Annotated in this window: 14 protein-coding genes; 9 read left to right on the top strand and 5 right to left on the bottom strand. The window is 73.5% G+C overall.

Annotated elements, in window-relative coordinates:
* The first annotated feature begins 33 nt into the window (after positions 1-33).
* On the top strand, positions 34-915 hold the full coding sequence (locus ADK52_RS02855; RefSeq protein ID WP_234343280.1) for a DivIVA domain-containing protein: 882 nt from the start codon (positions 34-36) through the stop codon (positions 913-915).
* Between the two features lie 56 nt (positions 916-971).
* On the opposite strand, the gene ADK52_RS02850 is transcribed toward ADK52_RS02855, so the two are convergent.
* Positions 972-1,532 carry a CGNR zinc finger domain-containing protein gene (locus ADK52_RS02850; protein WP_053688174.1) on the bottom strand — a complete coding sequence of 187 codons (561 nt, stop codon included), beginning with the start codon at positions 1,530-1,532 and terminating at the stop codon, positions 972-974.
* Between the two features lie 81 nt (positions 1,533-1,613).
* Here ADK52_RS02850 and ADK52_RS02845 point away from each other — a divergent pair, with 81 nt between their 5' ends.
* Complete coding sequence (locus tag ADK52_RS02845) at positions 1,614-2,471, top strand: alpha/beta fold hydrolase (protein WP_053688173.1); 858 nt, start codon at positions 1,614-1,616, stop codon at positions 2,469-2,471.
* Between the two features lie 24 nt (positions 2,472-2,495).
* Here the strand turns inward: ADK52_RS02845 and ADK52_RS02840 are convergent, their stop codons facing one another.
* A complete protein-coding gene (locus ADK52_RS02840; RefSeq protein ID WP_234343279.1) occupies positions 2,496-3,389 on the bottom strand; it encodes a hypothetical protein in 894 nt (297 codons plus the stop codon).
* Between the two features lie 93 nt (positions 3,390-3,482).
* A complete protein-coding gene (locus tag ADK52_RS02835; RefSeq protein ID WP_107089950.1) occupies positions 3,483-5,108 on the bottom strand; it encodes an MFS transporter in 1,626 nt (541 codons plus the stop codon).
* Between the two features lie 357 nt (positions 5,109-5,465).
* Between ADK52_RS02835 and ADK52_RS02830 the strand changes: the two genes are divergently transcribed.
* The 3 genes from ADK52_RS02830 (at position 5,466) to mfd (ending at position 12,567) form a co-directional block, all read left to right on the top strand.
* The gene (locus ADK52_RS02830; RefSeq protein ID WP_420714785.1) at positions 5,466-6,242 is read left to right on the top strand and encodes an ABC transporter ATP-binding protein; all 777 of its coding nucleotides are present in this window, start codon (positions 5,466-5,468) and stop codon (positions 6,240-6,242) included.
* A gap of 56 nt (positions 6,243-6,298) precedes the next feature.
* On the top strand, positions 6,299-8,824 hold the full coding sequence (locus tag ADK52_RS02825; protein WP_053688266.1) for an FtsX-like permease family protein: 2,526 nt from the start codon (positions 6,299-6,301) through the stop codon (positions 8,822-8,824).
* A gap of 209 nt (positions 8,825-9,033) precedes the next feature.
* Entirely contained in the window at positions 9,034-12,567 is a 3,534-nt protein-coding gene (gene mfd, locus ADK52_RS02820) for a transcription-repair coupling factor (RefSeq protein WP_053688171.1), read from the top strand.
* A gap of 108 nt (positions 12,568-12,675) precedes the next feature.
* Here the strand turns inward: mfd and ADK52_RS02815 are convergent, their stop codons facing one another.
* Complete coding sequence (locus ADK52_RS02815) at positions 12,676-13,533, bottom strand: hypothetical protein (protein ID WP_053688170.1); 858 nt, start codon at positions 13,531-13,533, stop codon at positions 12,676-12,678.
* Between the two features lie 270 nt (positions 13,534-13,803).
* Here ADK52_RS02815 and ADK52_RS02810 point away from each other — a divergent pair, with 270 nt between their 5' ends.
* Together ADK52_RS02810 and ADK52_RS02805 are read left to right on the top strand one after the other, a co-directional pair.
* Positions 13,804-14,394, top strand: a complete 591-nt coding sequence (locus tag ADK52_RS02810) for a hypothetical protein (protein ID WP_053688265.1) — start codon at positions 13,804-13,806, stop codon at positions 14,392-14,394.
* Positions 14,391-15,908, top strand: coding sequence for a serine/threonine-protein kinase (locus ADK52_RS02805; RefSeq protein WP_324615870.1), 1,518 nt, complete (start codon positions 14,391-14,393; stop codon positions 15,906-15,908). Before ADK52_RS02810 ends, ADK52_RS02805 begins: the two co-directional genes overlap by 4 nt.
* A 10-nt stretch (positions 15,909-15,918) precedes the next feature.
* Here ADK52_RS02805 and ADK52_RS02800 read toward each other — a convergent pair whose 3' ends face one another.
* Positions 15,919-18,357: a YfhO family protein gene (locus tag ADK52_RS02800; RefSeq protein WP_053688169.1), complete on the bottom strand. Its 2,439-nt coding sequence runs from the start codon at positions 18,355-18,357 to the stop codon at positions 15,919-15,921.
* A gap of 204 nt (positions 18,358-18,561) precedes the next feature.
* Between ADK52_RS02800 and ADK52_RS02795 the strand changes: the two genes are divergently transcribed.
* The gene (locus tag ADK52_RS02795; RefSeq protein ID WP_053688168.1) at positions 18,562-19,188 is read left to right on the top strand and encodes a SurA N-terminal domain-containing protein; all 627 of its coding nucleotides are present in this window, start codon (positions 18,562-18,564) and stop codon (positions 19,186-19,188) included.
* 61 nt (positions 19,189-19,249) lie between these two features.
* Complete coding sequence (locus ADK52_RS02790; protein ID WP_053688263.1) at positions 19,250-20,248, top strand: nucleoside triphosphate pyrophosphohydrolase; 999 nt, start codon at positions 19,250-19,252, stop codon at positions 20,246-20,248.
* The last annotated feature ends 7 nt before the right edge of the window (positions 20,249-20,255 follow it).

The raw sequence follows: 20,255 nt of genomic DNA, 5'->3' as shown, positions 1-20,255 counted from the left end.
CCCGAGAGAGGCGCTTCCAGGATGACTGCACCCATGTCACCTCACGGACCGGGCTTCGCGACCGTACGAGGTCGCGGCTACCGCGCGGAAGAGGTCGACCGGTATCTGGCCCGGCTCTCCGGCAGCCGGGACGAGGCGTGGGAGCGGGTGGCGCGGCTGACGGTCCTCGCGAAGCGGATGGAGGCGGAGGCGGAACGGCTGCGCGAGGCGGTGGCCGCGCTGGCTCCGCAGACGTACGACGAGCTGAGCGAGCGGGCGCGGCGGATCCTGCTGCTGGTGGAGGAGGAGGCGGACACCGTACGGCGGGACGCGCGGGCGGACGCGGTGGACGCGATGGGCGCGGCCGAGGCGTACGCGGACCGGACGGCGGAGCTGGCGCGGCAGGACGCGGAGGCGGTGCGCGAGCAGACGGAGGTCCGGGCGCGGCAGGGGCTGTTGCGGGCGGGCCGGGAGGCCGACGCGGTCCGGGCGGAGGCCAGGGACGACGCGGCGGAGTGGCGGGCGCAGGCGCAGGCGGCGCTGACGGAGATGCGGCGCCGGTCGGACGCGCTGCTCGCGGACCGCGAGCAGGAGCACGTGGAGCGCTGGGAGGCGGCGGAGCGGGAGCTGGCGGCCCGGGAGGCCGATCTGGAGGCCCGGCTCGCGGAGCTGGAGCGGTACGCGGAGGTCCGGCTGGCGGAGGCGCGGCGCGGGTACGCGGAGACGGAGGAGGCGGCGCGGCACGGGCAGGAGGACGCGGAGGCGCGGGCCGCGGAGCAGCTGGCGCAGGCGCGGGTGCAGGAGGAGCGGACGGGCCGCGAGACGGAGCGGATCCTGCGGGAGCACGCGGAGGCGCAGGACGAGATGCGGGCGCACATGAACCACGTCCGCTCCAGCCTGGCGGCCCTGACGGGCCGGGCTCCGGCCGAGGGCTGACCCGGCCGCCCGCGGTCGGCCTCGGGTGGGCCGCCGAGACCTGCGGCCGGGGCCGGTCAGGGTTTGTGGCGGGCGTAGTAGCGGGCCACGCGGGCGCGGTTGCCGCAGGCCGAGGCCACGCACCAGCGGCGTCTGGGGTGCGCCGGGAGGAACAGCAGGACGCAGTCCGCTCCCTCGCACTCCCGTACGTCCCGCACCCGGGGGTCCGTCAGGAGCTCGGCCGCGGCGTCGGCCAGCTCCGCCGCGAGTCGCCGCGCCGGGGTGCCGGTACGGTGCGGGGCCGCCGCCAGGCCGGTTTCCGCGGTCCAGGCGAGCGCGCGGTGGGCCGGGGCGCCCGCCGCGGCCTCGTTCAGCGCGCGCAGCGCGCCGGCCGGGGGCCGCTCGCCGCGCCGGGCGGCCGCGAGCGCCGCGCCGGCCGCCTCCCGTACGGCGTGCACGGCCGCCACCTCCGCCGGGCCCACCTTCGCGACGGGCCCGAGCCGGCCCTCCTGGACGGTCAGCCAGGCCGCGAGCCCGGCCGGAGCGGCGATCAGATCGCCCGTGTCGGCGGGCCGGGTGTTCAGCAGGTCCAGGGCGAGGGGCTCGCCCGTGAGCGGGAACGGCGGTGTCGACGTCATGTAACTAATGCTACGCGAAGCACTTGACCCGTTAGGTGCATGCGGTGAGACTAATGGGAACAAGGTCATTGGAGGCATGTGATGTCGCTCGTTCACCACCGCACCGCCGACGTGCACGGGGTCCGCGTCGCCTACCGCGAGAGCGGCCCGGCCGACGGGCCGGTCCTGCTGCTCCTGCACGGGTTCCCCACCTCCTCCCACCAGTTCGCCCGGCTGATGGACGCCCTCGGCGACACGCCGTACCGGCTGATCGCCCCCGACTACCCCGGCTTCGGCCGCACCGAGACTCCGGCCGGGTTCACGTACACCTTCGACCGGCTCGCGGACATCGTGGAGGGCTTCACCGACGCCCTCGGGCTGGACCGCTACGCGCTCTACGTCTTCGACTACGGCGCCCCCGTCGGGCTGCGGCTCGCCGTGCGCCGGCCCGAGCGGGTGACCGGCCTGATCGTGCAGAACGGCAACGCGTACGAGGAGGGGCTCTCCGACGCGGCCCGCGAGTTCGCCGGACACCGGCGGGAGGTGCCGGGCGACGAGGAGAAGGTGCGCGGGCTGTTCGCTCCAGAGGGCATCCGGTTCCAGTACGAGGCCGGCGTCGCCGACCCCGGCCTGGTCTCCCCGGACGGGCGGACGCTCGACGTGCACTACGTCGGGCTGCCGGGGCGCGCCGACGCGCAGGCCGACCTGGCCTTCGACTACTCCTCGAACTTCGCCCGGTACCCGGCCTGGCAGGCCTGGCTGCGCGCCTCCCGGGTGCCCGTCCTGGTCGTCTGGGGCGCGGGGGACCCGTTCTTCGTCCCGGCGGGGGCGAAGGCGTACCTGCGGGACGCGCCGGAGGCGCAGGTGCACCTCGTGGAGGGGGCGGGGCACTTCGCGCTGGAGACGCACCTCGGGGAGATCGTCCCGCTGGTCGAGGAGTTCCTCGCGAAGCTCCCGTGACCTGACCCGCCCCCCCCCCGCGTACTACCCCGCCGGCTGCTGGGCCGGTGCCGGTGCCGGTGCCGGTGCCGGGTCCGGGGTCGATGTCGATGTCGGTGCCGGGGCCGTCGGCGCGTGGCGGTACGGGTCGCTGCGCAGGCCGCGGGAGGTGACCACCACCGTGAACGCGGCGGGTGCGGCGGCCGGCAGCGGGGCGGTCAGGGTGCCCCTCGCCGGGTCGTACTCGGTCGGCAGGGCGGTGGAGTCGAGCTCCACCCGGGCCTCCGGGCCGAAACCGCCCCCCTCGACGAGCAGCGCGGCGCCCGTCACCGTCACGCCCGTGACCACCGGGTTCGCGCGCGTGGCCATCTTGTTCACCAGGTACGCCCCGGCCGGGGCGCCCGTCAGCGCCCAGATCTCGGCGGGCAGGCGGGGGAGCCCGCCGCCCACGTCGGAGACGAAGAACAGCACCACGTACAGCATGGTGACCGCGCTGAGCGCCACGTACTGGAGGTCGACGAGGTCGGTGCGCCCGCTGTCGTTCGCGATCAGCTCGCGCAGCGGCCGCTGCCCGGAGCCGGTCGGTTTCGGGGCGGGCTTGGCCATGCTGCCGTTCTCGACGCGGATCCCGACGACCGTCTTCGCCGCGATCATGGCCACGTACGGGCCCCCGAGCAGCGGCAGGTACACCGTGGTCAGGGAGGACAGCGGGCCGTGCTCCCCGGTGAACCAGCCGATGCCGCCGCCCGCCGTGAGCCCGTACGCGAGGATCGTGAGCAGGAGCCAGACCAGGATCACCGTCCAGGCCAGCGCCAGGGTGGTGGAGGTGGAGAGGCGGCCGTCGCGGCCGGTGACGAAGCCCGGATGGCGGCGCAGCCGGAGGCCGATGGGCCCGGCGAGGGCTGCCAGTAAGGCCAGTGCGAAGAGTGCGGAAGCCATGTCGTCCCCCCGGAACGGATCTCGGATGCAGGACTCCGAGGTCTACTCCGTTGACCGGGGTCATGACAAGCGGGACCCGGGCGCGGCGGCCCGTTACGTGTCGCTCCGCTCCTTCTCCCGGTGCTCCTCCAGTATCGGGAACCGCCGCGGTGCCACCAGGAGCAGGACGAGCAGCGCCGCCACGGCCGCGGCGGTCGCGCCGAGGAAGACGTGGTCCACGGCGGCGGCCACCGCCTGGCGCAGGTAGTCGGCGGCGGCCCGCGGGAGCAGGTCGGGCCGGTCGAGGGCCTTGGACACGTCGTCGAGGTGGTCCGGCAGGCCGGGCATCGGGGCGTGCGCCAGCCGGGAGGCGATGGTCGCGTTGGCGACGGCCCCGAGCAGCGCGGCCCCGAGGCTCTGGCCGACCTGGCGGCAGAACAGCACCGAGGCCGTCGTCGTACCCCGCTCGGACCAGCCCACGGTGGACTGGACCCCGACGATCAGCGGCAGTTGGAAGAGGCCGAGGGCCGCGCCCAGCAGCAGCATGATCAGCGTGGGCTGCCAGGGCCGGGCGGGATACGGGAGCAGCGTGAACGAGAACAGGATCACGGCGGCGAGCGAGCTCCCGACGGCCGCGGAGTTGCGGAAGCCTATGCGCCGGTACACGTGCTGGCTGAAGGCGGCGGAGACCGGCCAGGTGAGGGTCATCGCGGACATGACGAGCCCGGCGCTGACGGCCCCGAGGCCGAGCACGGACTGGGCGTACGTGGGGACGAAGACCATCGGGGCGATCATGAGCACGCCGAGTGCGCCGAGGGCCAGGTTCACGGCGGCGATGGTGCGCCGGCGCCAGACCCATCCCGGAATGACCGGCTCGGCCGCCCGGCGTTCGATCCGGACGACGACGGCCGCCAGCAGGGCGCTCGCGCCCAGCAGTCCGAGGGAGGGGGCGGACAGCCAGGGCCAGGCGACCCCGCCCTGCACGAGGGCGAAGAGCAGCAGTCCGCCGCAGGCGAAGACGCCGAGGGCGCCCGCCCAGTCGATCGGGCCGCGGCGCCCGGGGGAGCGTACGGGCTCGACGAGGTGGCGGGCGAGCATCCACAGGGCCAGGCCGCCGAGCGGCAGGTTGATCAGGAAGATCCAGCGCCAGTCGGCGTACGAGGCGATGAGCCCGCCGAGCGCCGGCCCGGCCACGGCGGAGGCGGCCCAGACGGAGGACATCCGGGCCTGGATCCGCGGGCGGTCCTTGAGCGGGTAGAGGTCGGCGGCCAAGGTCTGCACGGTGCCCTGGAGGGCGCCGCCGCCCAGCCCCTGGACGAGGCGGAAGGCGATGAGGGCGGCCATGTTCCAGGCGAGCGCGCACAGCAGCGAGCCGACGATGAACAGGGCTATGCCGAAGAGCAGGACGGGCTTGCGGCCGAAGGTGTCGGAGAGCTTCCCGTAGACGGGGAGCGTGACGGTGACGGCGAGCAGGTAGCCCGCGAAGAGCCAGGAGAAGACGGAGAAGCCGCCGAGGTCGCCGACGATCTGCGGGACGGCGGTGGAGACGATCGAGCTGTCGAGGGCGACGAGGGCCATCGCCAGCATCAGGGCGCTGACCAGGGCGGTACGGGGCGCCGGCCCGCCGGGAGCCGCTGCTTCCGCCGCTGCTCCGGCCGCTGCTTCCGCCGCCGCTCCGGCCGCCGGTCCGTCCGCCGGTCCGGCCCCGGTGCGCTCGCCCGTGCTCTCCTCCGCGCCCACCAAGATCCTTTCACCGTGCACGTATCCGCGGGGAACACCTTCTCATCGCGGGGTATCCGGCGGTATCCCCCCGGTATCCCCCAGAGGTGATCCGCCAAAAGATGCAGAACCCCTAGGGGTTGCTCCTCACAAGGGCCCAGGGGTCATTCGTCCCGCCGGAGGAGGAGGACGGCCCGGCGAGGTCCTTAACTGGTTCCTACGGGCAGGGGTGGGGTTAACCCCCCGCCGGATACGGCGATGGGCACCAGCGCGCCGGCCGCCTCCGCCCCGCAGACTTCACGACGGCAAGACAGCCGAATCCGGCCACATCGCAGCGCGAGCAACGCATCAACGAGGGGAAGCACCGTGACAACGGCTATGACCGAAACCAGGCACGGGGGTACTGGAGGGCATGGAGCCGTCGCCGCCCGGGCGCGCAAGGTCGTCAAGGCCTACGGCGCCGGGGAGACCCGCGTGGTCGCCCTCGACGAGGTGGACGTGGACATCAAGCGCGGCCAGTTCACGGCGATCATGGGACCCTCCGGCTCCGGCAAGTCCACGCTGATGCACTGCCTCGCCGGTCTCGACACCGTGACCAGCGGGCAGATCCACCTGGACGACACCGAGATCACCGGGCTGAAGGACAAGAAGCTCACGCAGCTGCGCCGCGACCGGATCGGCTTCATCTTCCAGGCCTTCAACCTGCTGCCCACGCTCAACGCCCTGGAGAACATCACGCTCCCCATGGACATAGCGGGCCGCAAGCCCGACGCGGAGTGGCTCGATCGGGTCGTCGAGACCGTCGGCCTCGCCGGGCGCCTCAAGCACCGCCCGACCGAACTCTCCGGCGGCCAGCAGCAGCGCGTGGCCGTCGCCCGCGCCCTCGCGGCCCGCCCGCAGATCATCTTCGGCGACGAGCCCACCGGAAACCTGGACTCCCGGGCCGGCGCCGAGGTCCTCGGCTTCCTGCGCCGCTCGGTGGACGAGCTCGGCCAGACCATCGTGATGGTCACGCACGACCCGGTGGCCGCCTCGTACGCGGACCGGGTGATCTTCCTGGCAGACGGCCGGATCGTGGACGAGATGTACGCGCCCACCGCCGACCAGGTGCTGGACCGCATGAAGGACTTCGACGCGCGCGGGCGGACCTCGTGAGCGCGGGCACCGTACTGAAGACCTCGCGGCGCAACTTCGTCGCGCACAAGGGGCGGATGGCGCTCTCCGCCGTCGCCGTCCTGCTCTCCGTGGCCTTCGTCTGCGGCACCCTGGTGTTCACCGACACGATGAACACCACCTTCGACAAGCTGTTCGGCGTCACCAGCGCCAACGTCACGGTCACCCCGAAGGCGGCCCAGGGCGGCGAGGACAACCCGAACCGCGGCAAGCCCGAGGTGCTGGCCGCCTCCGCCGTCGAGCAGGTCGGCAAGGCCGAAGGCGTCAAGAGCGCCCAGGGCGCCGTCGTCTCGATGTCCGTCACGGTCGTCAACGCCAAGAACGAGAACATGGGCTCGACCACCGGCGCCCCGACCATCGCGGGCAACTGGAACGACAACGAGCTCAAGTCGATGAAGATCACCTCCGGCCAGGCCCCGCGCGGCCCGACCGAGATGATGGTCGACGCGGACACCGCGAAGAAGCACCACCTGGCGATCGGCGACGAGCTGCGCACCATCGCCATCACCGGCGACATCCGCGCCAGGATCAGCGGTATCGCCACCTTCACCGTGACCAACCCGGGTGCGGCCGTCGTCTACTTCGACACCGCCACCGCACAGGAGAAGCTGCTCGGCGGCCCCGGCCTCTTCACGCACGTCAACGTCACCGCGAAGGACGGGGTCAGCGACGAACAGCTGAAGGCGAACGTCGCGAAGGCCGTCGGCGCGGACGCGTACAAGCTCCAGACCGCCAAGGAGTCCGCGGACGCCAACCGCAAGGACGTCGGCTCCTTCCTCAACGTCATGAAGTACGTGATGCTCGGCTTCGCCGGGATCGCCTTCCTCGTCGGCATCTTCCTCATCTTCAACACCTTCTCGATGCTGGTCGCCCAGCGCACCCGCGAGATCGGCCTGATGCGCGCCATCGGCGCCGACAGCGGGCAGGTACTCAAGTCCGTGATCGTCGAGGCGTTCCTGCTCGGCCTGGTCGGCTCGGTCCTCGGGGTCGGCGCCGGCGTGGGCCTGGCCGTCGGCCTGATGCAGCTCATGGGCCAGATGGGCATGCACCTGTCCACCGACGACCTGACCGTCGCCTGGACCACCCCGGTCGTCGGCCTGGTGCTCGGCATCGTCGTCACCGTGGTCTCGGCCTTCATCCCGGCCCGCCGGGCCGGCAAGGTCTCCCCGATGGCCGCGCTGCGCGACGCCGGCACCCCCGGCGACAAGAAGGCCGGCCGCATCCGGGCCGCCGTGGGCCTGGTCCTCACCGGCATCGGCGGCGCGGGCCTGTTCCTCGCCGCGGGCGCCGACAAGGCCGCCGCCGGCTCGCTCTGGCTCTCCCTGGGCGTGCTGTTCACCCTCATCGGCTTCATCGTGATCGGCCCGCTGCTCGCCGGCCTCGTGGTCCGGCTGCTCTCCGGCATCGTCCTGCGGCCCTTCGGGTCCGTCGGCCGCCTCGCCGAGCGCAACGCGCTGCGCAACCCGCGGCGCACCGGCGCCACCGCCGCCGCGCTGATGATCGGACTGGCGCTGGTCGCCTGCCTGTCGGTGGTCGGCTCCTCGATGGTGGCCTCCGCCACCGACGAGCTCGACAAGTCGGTCGGCGCGGACTACATCGTCCAGTCCCAGACCGGCCAGCCGATCATGCCGCAGGCCGAGCAGGCGCTGCGCGCCACCAAGGGCCTCGACCACGTCACCGCGTACCGGGAGGTGGCGGCGAAGATCACCGCCCCCGACGGCTTCGTCAAGGAAGGCGGCATCAGCGTCAACGACCCCACGTACGCCCAGGACGTCCGGCGCAAGATGATCGCCGGCGAGCACGCGGCGGCGTACGGCAAGGGCGCGATGTCGGTCGGCTCGCTCTTCGCGAACGAGCACCACGTCAAGGTCGGCGACGAGCTGACGGTCGCCTTCACCGGCGGCCAGAGCACCAAGCTGAAGGTCGCCGCGATCACCTCCGACGAGGGCAACCTCGACAAGGGCGTGATGTACATCAGCACCGCGACCGCCGAGCAGTTCCTGCCGGCCGACCGGATGCCGCGGCCGTTCATGCTGCTGGCCAAGGCCGCCGACGGGAAGGCGGACACCGCGTACACCGCCGTCAAGGGCGCGCTCGCGGAGTACCCCCAGTACCAGGTGCAGAACCAGACCGACTACAAGAAGTCCCTCAAGGACCAGGTCGGCCAGCTGCTGAACATGGTCTACGGGCTTCTCGGCCTCGCGATCATCGTGGCGGTCCTGGGCGTCGTGAACACCCTGGCCCTCTCGGTGGTCGAGCGGACCCGCGAGATCGGCCTGATGCGCGCCATCGGCCTCTCCCGCCGCCAGCTGCGCCGCATGATCCGCCTGGAGTCGGTGGTCATCGCCCTCTTCGGCGCCCTGCTGGGCCTCGGCCTGGGCATGGGCTGGGGAGCCACCGCACAGCAGCTGCTCGCCCTGGAGGGCCTGAAGGTGCTGGAGATCCCCTGGCCGACGATCATCGGCGTGTTCGCCGGGTCGGCCTTCGTGGGCCTGTTCGCCGCACTGGTCCCGGCCTTCCGGGCAGGGCGGATGAACGTACTGAACGCGATCGCGAGCGAGTAGCGGGCTCGGCGTTCGTTCGGGGGACCGCCGGTCCCGGTCAGCCCTTCGGGGGCCGGCCGGGACCGACGGCGTTCCCGGGCCGGCGCTCCTCGCGGTGGCCGCAATCCCTCGCGCGGGGGACCGGGGGGCGTCGTAGGGTGGGAAGCCCCGGCCCGTGAGACGTGTCGGGTCCTTCGCGTTGCCCCTTCACCGGACGGAAGCCTCCTTTCATGAGCCTGCACGGACTGCTCGACGCCGTCACCCGGGACCCGGCCCTCGCCGAGGCGGTCACCGCGGCCGGGGACGGCAACCGCATGCACGTGGACCTCGTCGGACCCCCGGCCGCACGGCCCTTCGCCATCGCCGCGCTGGCCGCCAAGAGCGAGCGGACCGTGCTCGCGGTCACCGCCACCGGGCGCGAGGCCGAGGACCTGGCCGCCGCGCTGCGGTCCTTCCTGCCGCCCGACGAGGTCGCCGAGTACCCGTCCTGGGAGACCCTTCCGCACGAGCGGCTCTCCCCGCGCAGCGACACCGTGGGCCGGCGGCTCGCCGTACTGCGCCGGCTCGTGCACCCGAGCAAGGACGACCCGGCCGCGGGGCCCGTCTCCGTCGTCGTCGCGCCGATCCGGTCGGTGCTCCAGCCGCAGGTCAAGGGGCTCGGGGACCTGGTCCCGGTGAGCCTGCGGCACGGCGAGAGCGCCGATCTGGGCGAGCTCACCGAGGCGCTCGCCGCGGCCGCGTACGCCCGCGTCGAGCTCGTCGAGAAGCGCGGGGAGTTCGCCGTGCGCGGCGGCATCCTCGACGTGTTCCCGCCCACCGAGGAGCACCCGCTGCGCGTGGAGTTCTGGGGCGACGAGGTCGAGGAGATCCGCTACTTCAAGGTCGCCGACCAGCGCTCCCTGGAGGTCGCCGAGCACGGGCTCTGGGCCCCGCCCTGCCGGGAGCTGCTGCTGACCGACGAGGTGCGGGAGCGGGCCGCGGCCCTCGCCGAAGCCCACCCCGAGCTCGGCGAACTGCTGAACAAGATCGCCGAGGGGATCGCGGTGGAGGGCATGGAGTCCCTCGCGCCGGTCCTCGTCGACGACATGGAACTGCTGATCGACGTCCTGCCGGCCGGGTCCATGGCCGTCGTGTGCGACCCGGAGCGGGTCCGCACCCGCGCCGCCGACCTCGTCGCCACCAGCCAGGAGTTCCTGATGGCCTCCTGGGCGGCCACCGCGGGCGGCGGGCAGGCCCCCATCGACGTCGGCGCGGCCTCCCTGCGCGGGATCGCGGACGTACGGGAGCACGCGCGCGAGCTCGGCATGATGTGGTGGTCGGTCTCCCCCTTCGCGGCGGACGACACCGACCTGGCCGCCGATACCCTGAAGCTCGGCATGCACGCCCCCGAGGCCTACCGCGGCGACACCGCCCGGGCCCTCGCCGACACCAAGGGCTGGATCGCCGACGGCTGGCACACCGTCTACCTCACCGAGGGCCACGGCCCGGCCGCCCGCACCGTCGAGGTGCTCGGCGGCGAGGGCATCGCGGCCCGCCTGGAAGCGGACCTGCGCACCCTGGAGCCCTCGATCGTCCACGTGGCGTGCGGCTCCCTCGACAACGGGTTCATCGACCCCGCCCTCAAGCTCGCCGTCCTCACCGAGACCGACCTGACGGGCCAGCGCACCGCCACCAAGGACCTCGGCCGGATGCCGACCCGGCGCCGCAAGTCCATCGACCCCCTCACCCTGGAGGTCGGCGACTACATCGTCCATGAGCAGCACGGCGTCGGCCGCTACATCGAGATGGTGCAGCGCACCGTCCAGGGCGCCACCCGCGAGTACCTCCTCGTCGAGTACGCCCCCGCCAAGCGCGGCCAGCCCGGTGACCGCCTCTACATCCCCACCGACCAGCTGGAGCAGGTCACCAAGTACGTCGGCGGCGAGGCCCCGACCCTGCACCGGCTCGGCGGCGCCGACTGGACCAAGACCAAGGCGCGCGCGAAGAAGGCGGTCAAGGAGATCGCCGCCGACCTCATCAAGCTCTACAGCGCCCGCATGGCGGCCCCCGGCCACACCTTCGGCCCGGACACCCCCTGGCAGCGCGAGCTGGAGGACGCCTTCCCGTACGCGGAGACGCCCGACCAGCTCACCACCATCGCCGAGGTCAAGGAGGACATGGAGAAGTCCGTCCCCATGGACCGCCTGATCTGCGGCGACGTCGGCTACGGAAAGACCGAGATCGCGGTCCGGGCGGCCTTCAAGGCGGTCCAGGACGGCAAGCAGGTCGCCGTCCTCGTCCCCACCACCCTGCTGGTGCAGCAGCACTTCGGGACCTTCTCCGAGCGCTACAGCCAGTTCCCGGTCAACGTGAAGGCGCTGTCCCGCTTCCAGAGCGACACCGAGTCCAAGGCCACCCTGGAGGGGCTCAAGGAGGGCGCGGTCGACATCGTCATCGGTACGCACCGGCTGTTCTCGCAGGAGACCAAGTTCAAGGACCTGGGCCTGGTCATCGTCGACGAGGAGCAGCGCTTCGGCGTCGAGCACAAGGAGCAGCTGAAGAAGCTGCGCGCCAACGTGGACGTGCTGACGATGTCCGCGACCCCGATCCCGCGCACCCTGGAGATGGCGGTGACCGGCATCCGCGAGATGTCGACGATCACCACCCCGCCGGAGGAGCGCCACCCGGTGCTCACCTTCGTCGGCCCGTACGAGGAGAAGCAGATCGGCGCGGCCATCCGGCGCGAACTGCTGCGCGAGGGCCAGTGCTTCTACATCCACAACCGGGTCGAGTCCATCGACCGGGCGGCCGCCAAGCTGCGCGAGATCGTGCCCGAGGCGCGGATCGCGACGGCGCACGGCCAGATGTCCGAACAGGCCCTGGAACAGGTCGTCGTGGACTTCTGGGAGAAGAAGTTCGACGTGCTCGTCTCGACGACGATCGTCGAGTCCGGCATCGACATCTCCAACGCCAACACCCTCATCGTGGAGCGCGGCGACAACTTCGGCCTCTCCCAGCTCCACCAGCTGCGCGGCCGCGTGGGCCGAGGGCGCGAGCGCGGGTACGCGTACTTCCTCTACCCGCCGGAGAAGCCGCTGACCGAGACCGCGCACGAGCGGCTCGCGACGATCGCCCAGCACACCGAGATGGGCGCGGGCATGTACGTGGCGATGAAGGACCTGGAGATCCGCGGCGCGGGCAACCTGCTCGGAGGCGAGCAGTCCGGCCACATCGCGGGCGTCGGCTTCGACCTCTACATCCGGATGGTCGGCGAGGCGGTCGCCGACTACCGGGCCGCCGTGGAGGGCGGCGTGGAGGAGGAGCCGCCGCTGGAGGTCAAGATCGAGCTGCCGGTCGACGCGCACGTCCCGCACGACTACGCGCCGGGCGAGCGGCTGCGCCTCCAGGCGTACCGGTCCATCGCGTCGGCGAACTCCGAGGCGGACATCAAGGCCGTACGGGAGGAGCTCCATGACCGCTACGGCAAGCTGCCCGAGCCGGTGGAGAACCTGCTGCTGGTGGCGGGGCTGCGGATGCTGGCGCGGGCCTGCGGGGTCGGCGACATCACCCTCCAGGGCGTCAACATCCGCTTCGGGCCGGTGGAGCTGCGGGAGTCGCAGGAGCTGCGGCTCAAGCGGCTCTACCCGGGCTCGGTGCTCAAGCCGGCCACCTCGCAGGTGCTGATCCCGCGGCCGAAGACGGCCCGGGTGGGCGGCAAGCCGCTGGTCGGGCGGGAACTGCTGGCCTGGACCGGGGAGTTCCTCACCACGATCCTCGGTTCGTGAGGCGTACGCGGCCGGGGCTCCCGGGGTCGGGGATCCCGAGGTCGGGGATCCCGGGTCCGGGGACCCTGAGGATCCCGGGGTCCCGGCCGCGGCGCCGGCCGTGAAGGCTCAGACCGTCTCGGCCGGCCCGCCGTCGCCCAGCTTCGACAGGTCCAGGACGTCCGCGCCCTCCGGCAGGGCCGTGTCGACCGGCGCGCCGAAGTCCGAGAAGAGGATCTCTCCGGTCTCGTCCCCCGAGACGGTGGACTTCAGGACGTACGGAGTGCCCTGGGTCGCGATGTAGTCGGTCTCCGTGCCGTTCTTGGCGGCCGTGGTGACCGCCAGCCCCTGCTTGCCGTCGATGGTGACCGTCTCGCCCTTGCGGGCCAGCGGGTTGGGCCGGCCGCCGCCGTCCGTCAGCTCGTCCAGATCGCAGAGGTGCTTCATCGCGGAGGCCTTGGCGTCGGAGACCGGCATCTTCAGCCAGCGGTCGGCGAGCATCGTGACCATCGCCTCCGCCTGCCTCTTGGGGGCGTGCTCCTTCGCGGCCGTGGCCCGCCAGTAGGCGGCGTCGCCCTTGAAGTGGATCAGGTCCGTGGACTTGATCAGGTCCACCTTGCCCATCCCCTCGTACCGGACCGCGCCCTTGCAGCTGCCCTTCCTGTCGAGGGTGAGGTCGAACTCGACCGGGCCGCCCTCCTCGTGCATCTTCGCGACGACACGGGCCGACTCGACCTTGCGCATCGCCTCGTGCGCCTGGCTCAGGATCTCGGCTCCCGACAGGTCCGCGAGCATGCCGGTGCCCTTGCCCGCCGCCTTGCCCTTCGCGGCCGGCGGGGGCGTCGCCCCGGCCGAGGCCGGAGCGGCGGCCCGGGCCGCCCGGCCGATGTCGGCGGCCTTGCCCGCGCCGACCGGCGCGCAGGCCGCCGTCAGTCCGAACAGGGCCGTCGTGGTCAGCACCGACACGCCGATGGTCCGGCTTCGCATGTGGATTCCCCCCTGGAACAACAAATCGACTGCCGAGGGTAGTCGCCGCCGGTCAGGGGGCGTCCGTGATTTCCGCGCGCCCCCCGCGGCCCGCGCCCGCCGGGAGCTGTGCGGCGACCCTGCAACGGTTGCGCGCATCCCCTCACTGGCGGCCGGAAACGCTGTATACGCTCAGACCCGAAACTTCGTCGACACGGTCCGTCAGGAGCAGCGATGCACGGCCCCGGCCTCCCGCCGCAGCAAGGCCCCCAGCCCAGTACCGGGGGAGTCGTGGCACTGCGCGTGCTGTTCGCCCTGCTGCCCGTCCTGAGCTGCGGCTTCCTGGGCTGGGGCACGATGCTGCGGCTCGCGGTCGTCACCCGCAAGCCCCGGGACTGGTGGCTGCTGGCCGTCAACTGCGTGCTCACCGTCGCCTGGATCGCGCTGATCGGCGCCGACCCGACGCCCGAGACCAACGGCTGGCAGGGCAATACGGGCGCCTTCGGCGTCATCATCACCGGGTTCGTGACCTGCGTGTACTTCCTCGTCGCCGACATCCAGCACCACTCGGCGGCGCGGGCGGCGGCCATGACCGCCCCCTGGTACCCGGCGCAGCCCGCGCCGTACGTACCGCAGCAGCAGCCGCAGCGCCCGGCGTACGGGTACCCGCCGGTGCAGCAGCAGACGCCCACGCCGACTCCGGCCCCCGCTCCCGGCCCTGCCGCCCCGCCGCGGATCGGGCAGGTCCGCGCCGAGCTCGACGAGCTGAGCGAACTGCTGCGCAAGCAGACGCCGCACCCGCACCCGGGCCCCAACCCGCAGGCGAACCCGAACCCGTACCCGCACGCCCCGGGCAACGACGGTGAGGGCCCGGCCCGGTGACCGAGGACGACCGGATCATCGGCGAGCGCTACCGGCTGGCCTCCATCCTGGGACAGGGCGGCATGGGCCAGGTCTGGACGGCGTACGACCAGCGGCTGGACCGCCGCGTCGCCGTCAAGCTGCTGCGCCCCGACAAGGTGGCCGGCCCCGGCTCCGTCGCCGACGAGCTGCGCCGCCGCTTCGTGCGCGAGTGCCGGGTCACGGCGCAGGTGGACCACCCGGGCCTGGTGACGGTCCACGACGCGGGCAGCGACGGCGACGAGCTGTTCCTCGTCATGGGCTACGTCGAGGGCACCGACCTCGCCGACCACCTCGCGCAGCACGACCCGTACCCCTGGCCGTGGGCGGTCGCCGTGATCGCGCAGCTGTGCGGGGTGCTGTCGGCCGTGCACGCGGTGCCGATCGTGCACCGCGACCTGAAGCCGCGCAACGTGATGGTCCGCCCGGACGGCACCGTCCTGGTCCTGGACCTCGGCGTCGCCTCGGTGATGGACACCGACACCACCCGCCTCACCAGCACCGGCACCCCGATCGGCAGCCCGGCGTACATGGCGCCCGAACAGGCGATGGGCGGCGCCGTCGGCCCGTACACCGACCTCTACGCCCTCGGTGTCCTGCTGTACGAACTCCTCAGCGGCAACGTCCCGTTCGCCGGGTCCACCGCGCTCGGCGTCCTGCACCGCCACCTGTACGAGCCGCCGGTCCCGGTGCGCCGGCTGCGCCCGGAGATCCCGCACCAGCTGGAGGCGGTCCTGCTGCACCTCCTGGCGAAGGACCCGCAGGACCGGCCGGCCTCCGCGCAGCACGTGTACGAGTCGCTGACCTCGCTGCTGCCCAAGCAGGGCACCCCGGTGGGCGCGCTCGACCCGACCCGCCCCTTCCTGCGCCCGCACGCCCCCTGGCCGGACCGCGCCACCACCATCCCGCCGCAGCCCACCTCACCGCCCACGCCGCAGCCGCCGCCCAAGCCGGACATCCCGGCCGCGGTGGACGAGGCCCGCAGCCTCCTGGAGCAGGGCCGCCTCACCCAGGCCGTGGACATCCTCGGCGGGATCCTGCCGGCCGCGGCGGCCGAGCACGGCGAACACTCCACGGTGGTCCGCTCGCTGCGCAAGCAGTACGCGGCCACCCTGATGGACGACGGCCAGTACCGCCGCGCCCTGCCCGAACTGCGCCGCCTCGCCGACGAGTTCCCGGCCGGAGACCCGCAGTCCCTGCGCTTCCGCTACGACGCGGCGCAGTGCCTGGAACAGCTCGACGCGCCGGGAGCGGCCCTGGCCGAATACCGCTCGCTGCTCCCGCTGTTCGAGAACCACTACGCCAACCCGGACCCCGGCCTCCCGCTGGAGGTCCGCCGCCGGATAGCCCAGCTGCTGCTCTCCCTCGGCGACCGGCCGGCGGCCCACGACACCCTGGTCCGGCTGCTGTTCGACGCGGACCGCGTCCACGGCCCGGCGCACCCCTTCTCGGCGGAGGTCCGCCGCACCCTCCACTGGCTCAGCCAGGTCCGCTGAGGACCCCGGCTCAGCCCCCGGCCGCGGCGGCCGCGGCGAGCTCCGCGGGTGCCCCGGCGTCGGTGTCGGCCGGACCGGCGATGCGGCCGGCCGTGGGCCTGCGGCGGCGCTCCGCCAGCAGCAGGCCGGCCAGGACCAGCAGGGACGCGGCCGCGACCGCCGCGCCCGGGACGAGGCCCGGGGGGCGGAAGGAGCAGGAGACGGTGGTCGTGCCGGGGGCCAGCGGGACGGAGACCAGCCCCAGGTAGGGCGTGGCGGGCCGGCCGTTGCAGGTCCAGCCCGCGATCGCCGGGGAGGAGAGGACCACCGTGCCCGTGGTGCCCGCCGGGACGGTGGCGCCGACGGTCGAGGAGCCGACCCGCAGCTCCGTCGGAGCCGTCGCCCGCAGGGCGGCCACCGCCGGGTCCAGGCGGGCGCGGTCCAGGCAGGACAGGGCCCAGCGCGGTGGCGCCGGAGCGTCGAAGACCAGCGCCGAGGAGGCTCCCCGGGAGGCGCCGAGCGGCTGGAGGGCCGCCCGGTTGCGCGGGGCGTTGCCGTTCAGGCGGAAGGCGCGGCCGTCCGCGAGGCGGGCCGTCGCGTTGTACTCCGGGGCCCACAGGTAGGCCTCCGTACCCGCGCGGCACACCCCGGGCGCGACGGGGTCCTCGTACACCTTGGCGCCCAGCAGCAGCTCCTGGTTGGCGAACGGGGGCCCGTCGGCCGCGCCGTACGAGGGCGCGGGCCCCGGCGGGCGGAGCGTGACCAGCGGCGGGACGTCCCGCGCGCGGCTGATCGTGCCGTCGGGCCGCAGGCGGGCGCCGACCGCGAAGACCGCGTCCGTCACCGGGTTGTCGATGCTCTGCACGTTGCGCCCGCGCGAGGTCCAGCCCGCACCGAGGGCCACCATCGTCCGCGTGAACACGTCCGGGGTGTGGCTGCTGTAGTACGCGCCGCCCTCCCCGCCCAGCAGCAGCGGATCGTTGCCCGTCAGCGCCGGCCGGCTCGGGTCCGTGCGGTACGCGGGCCAGCCCTCGGCGCCGGCCAGTGCCGTGGAGCGGGCCGTGTGCGCCGCGCCCCACGCGGGGTAGTCGTCCAGCCCGCCCAGCTTGCCCTTGTGCCCGAACGCCGTCGTCGCGGCCGCCTGCCCGATCAGTACGAGCGCCAGCACCCCGGCCGCCGGGAGGACCAGCCCGCGCCGGCGCAGGGACCACCAGGCCACCGCCGCCAGCGCCAGGCCGCCGCAGAACAGCCCGAAGCCCCAGGCCGTCGCCAGTGTGCTGCCGCTCGCCGCCACGGCCGCCGCGGCCAGCACCGCGGCCCCCGCCGCCAGCGCCCGCGGCTTCGGCAGCCCGGCCGCCAGCCCGGTCCACGCGGCGATCACGGCCACCCCGGCCAGCACGAACGTCTGCCGGTACGGGCTCCCGTTCGGGGTCGCGAAGACGTGCCAGGCCAGATGCGTGGGCGTCCACTGGAAGGAGAGCAGCACGGCCGCCGTCAGCCCCGCCCACCACAGGCGGGTGCGCACCGGCACCGCCCCGTGGAACGGCAGGGCCGCCACCAGCAGCAGCGTCCCCGTGCCCACGAACAGCGCGGGAGAGGAGAAGGAGTACGTCGCGGGCAGGATCCGCGCGAACAGGTCCGGCCAGGGCACCGGGTCGAACTGCCGCGTCCACCCCGGGTACGCCTGTTTAGAGCTCAGGAAGAGCGGCACCAGCACCGGTGCGGACACCGCGATGCCCAGCAGGGTCGTTCCGGCGCCGCGCACCAGCACCGGCAGCCGCTCCCGTACGCCCTCGCGCGTCAGCACCACCCGTACCAGGAGCACCAGCGCCGCGCCCAGCGTCGCCATGTAGGCCGTGTAGAAGTTCGCCGTCCAGCACAGCGCCACCACGAGGACGGCGGCGGCGGGCCGGCGCCCCCGCAGCGCCCATTCACCCGTCAGACACAGGAGCGGGAACGCGATCAGCCCGTCCAGCCACATCGGGTTGTACGAGGCCTCGATCACCGACCAGCCGCACAGCGCGTACGAGGCCCCCAGCAGGCCCGCCGCCCACCACGGCCCGCGGCGCTGCGTGCGCAGCAGCCAGGCCATCGCCGCCGCGGCCGCGGCCATCTTCAGCACGGTGACCACGTACACCGCGAGGTCGATGTCCTCGCGCGGGAAGAGGCCGACGAGCACCGCGAAGGGGCTGGAGAGGTACGTGCCGAAGTCGGGCAGGAAGCTCGTGCCGAAGCCGGACTGCCAGTTGAACAGCAGCCCGCCCTCCGCCCGCCCGTGCAGGAGGTCCCACAGGTGGGCGTGGAAGGGGACGAACTGGTTGCCGAGGTCGTTGATGCTGCGGTGGCGGTGCCCGTACGGGAACACGCGGGCGACCGCGTCCCCGGCACAGACGGCCACCACCGTGATCAGGGCGGCGAGGGCCGAGCCGCGCAGGCTCAGGCGGCGCGGCGAGCGGTGCGGTGTCGACATGGTGGGCCGACCTTGGCACCGCCGGTCGACCACAGGGTTGCCGCCGGGTGGCTGCGACATCAACAGACGCGTACCCCAACACCCCGGGAATCGTTGGTCGAAGCAGTGGCTCGGATCAGCTTGACTGCATACCATCGATCACCGCACGGCCCTTAGGGGGTGTCCTGTGCACCGACGCACAATCTCCCGGCCCTGGAGGCTCCTTTGCACCGTCGCACTGCGCTCTCCGTCTCCGCCGCCCTGCTCGTGGCGGCCCCCCTGCTGACCGCCTGCTCGGGCCAGGCCCGGCCCGGTACCGCGGCCGTCGTCGGCGGCGAACGCATCACCACCTCCGCGCTCCAGGCCCAGGTGAAGGACGTCCGCGCGGCGCAGAACGACGCCGGGCCCACCGCCGCCCAGCTGATCCAGTCCTCGCCCGGCCTGGAGCGCGTCAAGCTCAACAAGATGATCCAGACCGTCGTGCTGGAGCGCGCCGCCGAGGACGCGGGCGTGAGCGTCGGCGAGAAGGAGGTCCAGGACTTCCGCAAGGCCCAGCTGGAGAAGGCGGGCGGCAGCGACAAGCTGGCCGCGGCGGCCCTGGAGCAGGCCCAGCTGGCGCCCGGGCAGCTCGACGCCGACGCCCGCTTCAAGCTGCTGCGCGACAAGCTCTTCGACCACTACGGCAGCCAGGACAAGGCCGTCTCGAAGCTCGCGGCCGCCGCGAAGGCCCTGCACATCGAGGTGAACCCGCGCTACGGGGTCTGGGATGCGCAGCAGATCGTGCTCGGCGACCAGGACACCCCCTGGATCGTCCAGCGGACCCGGCCCGAGCAGGCCCCCGCCGGAGCCTGACCCGCCCGTACGGAGGTAGGTTCGGAGGGTGACCGACCACGCCGCCGAACCCGCCCCCGCCGTGCCCGCCCCGGCCCCGTCCCCCGTGGCCGGCCCCGACGCCACGGCCGCCGGCCGGATCGTCCTGCTGACCGCGAGCCACCGGGTCGCCCCCGGCCTGCTGTCCTGGCCGGCCTGGCAGACCTTGCACGCCGCGGACCGGGTGCTGTGCGCCGACCCGGACCACCCGCAGCTGCCGTACCTGCGCGAGGCGGGCGTCGAGGTCGCGCACGAGGACCCGGACGCGCACGAGCTGGTCGAGGCCTGCGCCGGCGGCCGCACGGTCGTGGTGATCCCGTCCGGCGAGGGCGACCGGCGGCTCACCGACGGACTGGCCAGGCTCGCCGGCTCCGGCCGCGTCGACATGCCCGACCTCGAACTGCTGCCCGGCTCGTACGACCTCCCCGGCGCCCGCCTGCTCGACCTCGTGCAGGTGATGGACCGGGTCCGCCGCGCATGCCCCTGGACCTCGCGCCAGACCCACGAGGGCCTGGTCAAGTACGCCACGGAGGAGGCGTACGAACTCGTCGAGGCCATCGAGGACGGGGACCGGGACGCGCTGCGCGAGGAGCTCGGCGACGTACTCCTCCAGGTGGTCTTCCACGCGAGGATCGCCGAGGAGGACGCCGACGAGCCGTTCTCCATCGACGACGTGGCCGGCGGCCTCGTCGAGAAGCTGATCCACCGGCACCCGCACGTCTTCGGGGACGCGGACGCGCAGACCCCGGAGGAGGTCAGCGCGCACTGGCAGCGCACCAAGGCGGTCGAGAAGCAGCGGGAGTCGGTCACCGACGGGATCCCGCTGGGCCAGCCCGGACTCGCGCTCGCGGCCAAGCTCGCCGGCCGGGTCCGCGCGGGCGGCATGGCCGTGGAACTTCCCCGCGGCGAGGGCATCGGGTACGAGCTGCTGGAACTGGCGGCGCGCGCCGAGGCGGCGGGCGTCGACCCCGAGACCGCGCTGCGCGCGGCGGCCCGCGCCTACCGGGACGCGATCCGGGCCGCCGAGGGCGTCGGGGCGTAGGCCCCGG

It is taken from the genome of Streptomyces sp. WM6372 (assembly GCF_001279655.1).
In the GTDB taxonomy this organism is placed as follows: domain Bacteria; phylum Actinomycetota; class Actinomycetes; order Streptomycetales; family Streptomycetaceae; genus Streptomyces.
The sequence above is the reverse complement of the archived record's forward strand: the minus strand, read 5'-3'. Positions and strand labels throughout refer to the sequence as shown.

Excerpts from the sequence above, each read along its gene's own strand:
- ADK52_RS02855 (WP_234343280.1), top strand. The coding sequence starts at position 34 with ATGTCACCTCACGGACCGGGCTTCGCGACCGTACGAGGTCGCGGCTAC.
- ADK52_RS02830 (WP_420714785.1), top strand. The coding sequence starts at position 5,466 with ATGACCGAAACCAGGCACGGGGGTACTGGAGGGCATGGAGCCGTCGCC.
- mfd (WP_053688171.1), top strand. The coding sequence starts at position 9,034 with ATGAGCCTGCACGGACTGCTCGACGCCGTCACCCGGGACCCGGCCCTC.
- ADK52_RS02815 (WP_053688170.1), bottom strand. The coding sequence starts at position 13,533 with ATGCGAAGCCGGACCATCGGCGTGTCGGTGCTGACCACGACGGCCCTG.
- ADK52_RS02825 (WP_053688266.1), top strand. The coding sequence starts at position 6,299 with ATGGCGCTCTCCGCCGTCGCCGTCCTGCTCTCCGTGGCCTTCGTCTGC.
- ADK52_RS02800 (WP_053688169.1), bottom strand. The coding sequence starts at position 18,357 with ATGTCGACACCGCACCGCTCGCCGCGCCGCCTGAGCCTGCGCGGCTCG.
- ADK52_RS02845 (WP_053688173.1), top strand. The coding sequence starts at position 1,614 with ATGTCGCTCGTTCACCACCGCACCGCCGACGTGCACGGGGTCCGCGTC.
- ADK52_RS02850 (WP_053688174.1), bottom strand. The coding sequence starts at position 1,532 with ATGACGTCGACACCGCCGTTCCCGCTCACGGGCGAGCCCCTCGCCCTG.
- ADK52_RS02840 (WP_234343279.1), bottom strand. The coding sequence starts at position 3,389 with ATGGCTTCCGCACTCTTCGCACTGGCCTTACTGGCAGCCCTCGCCGGG.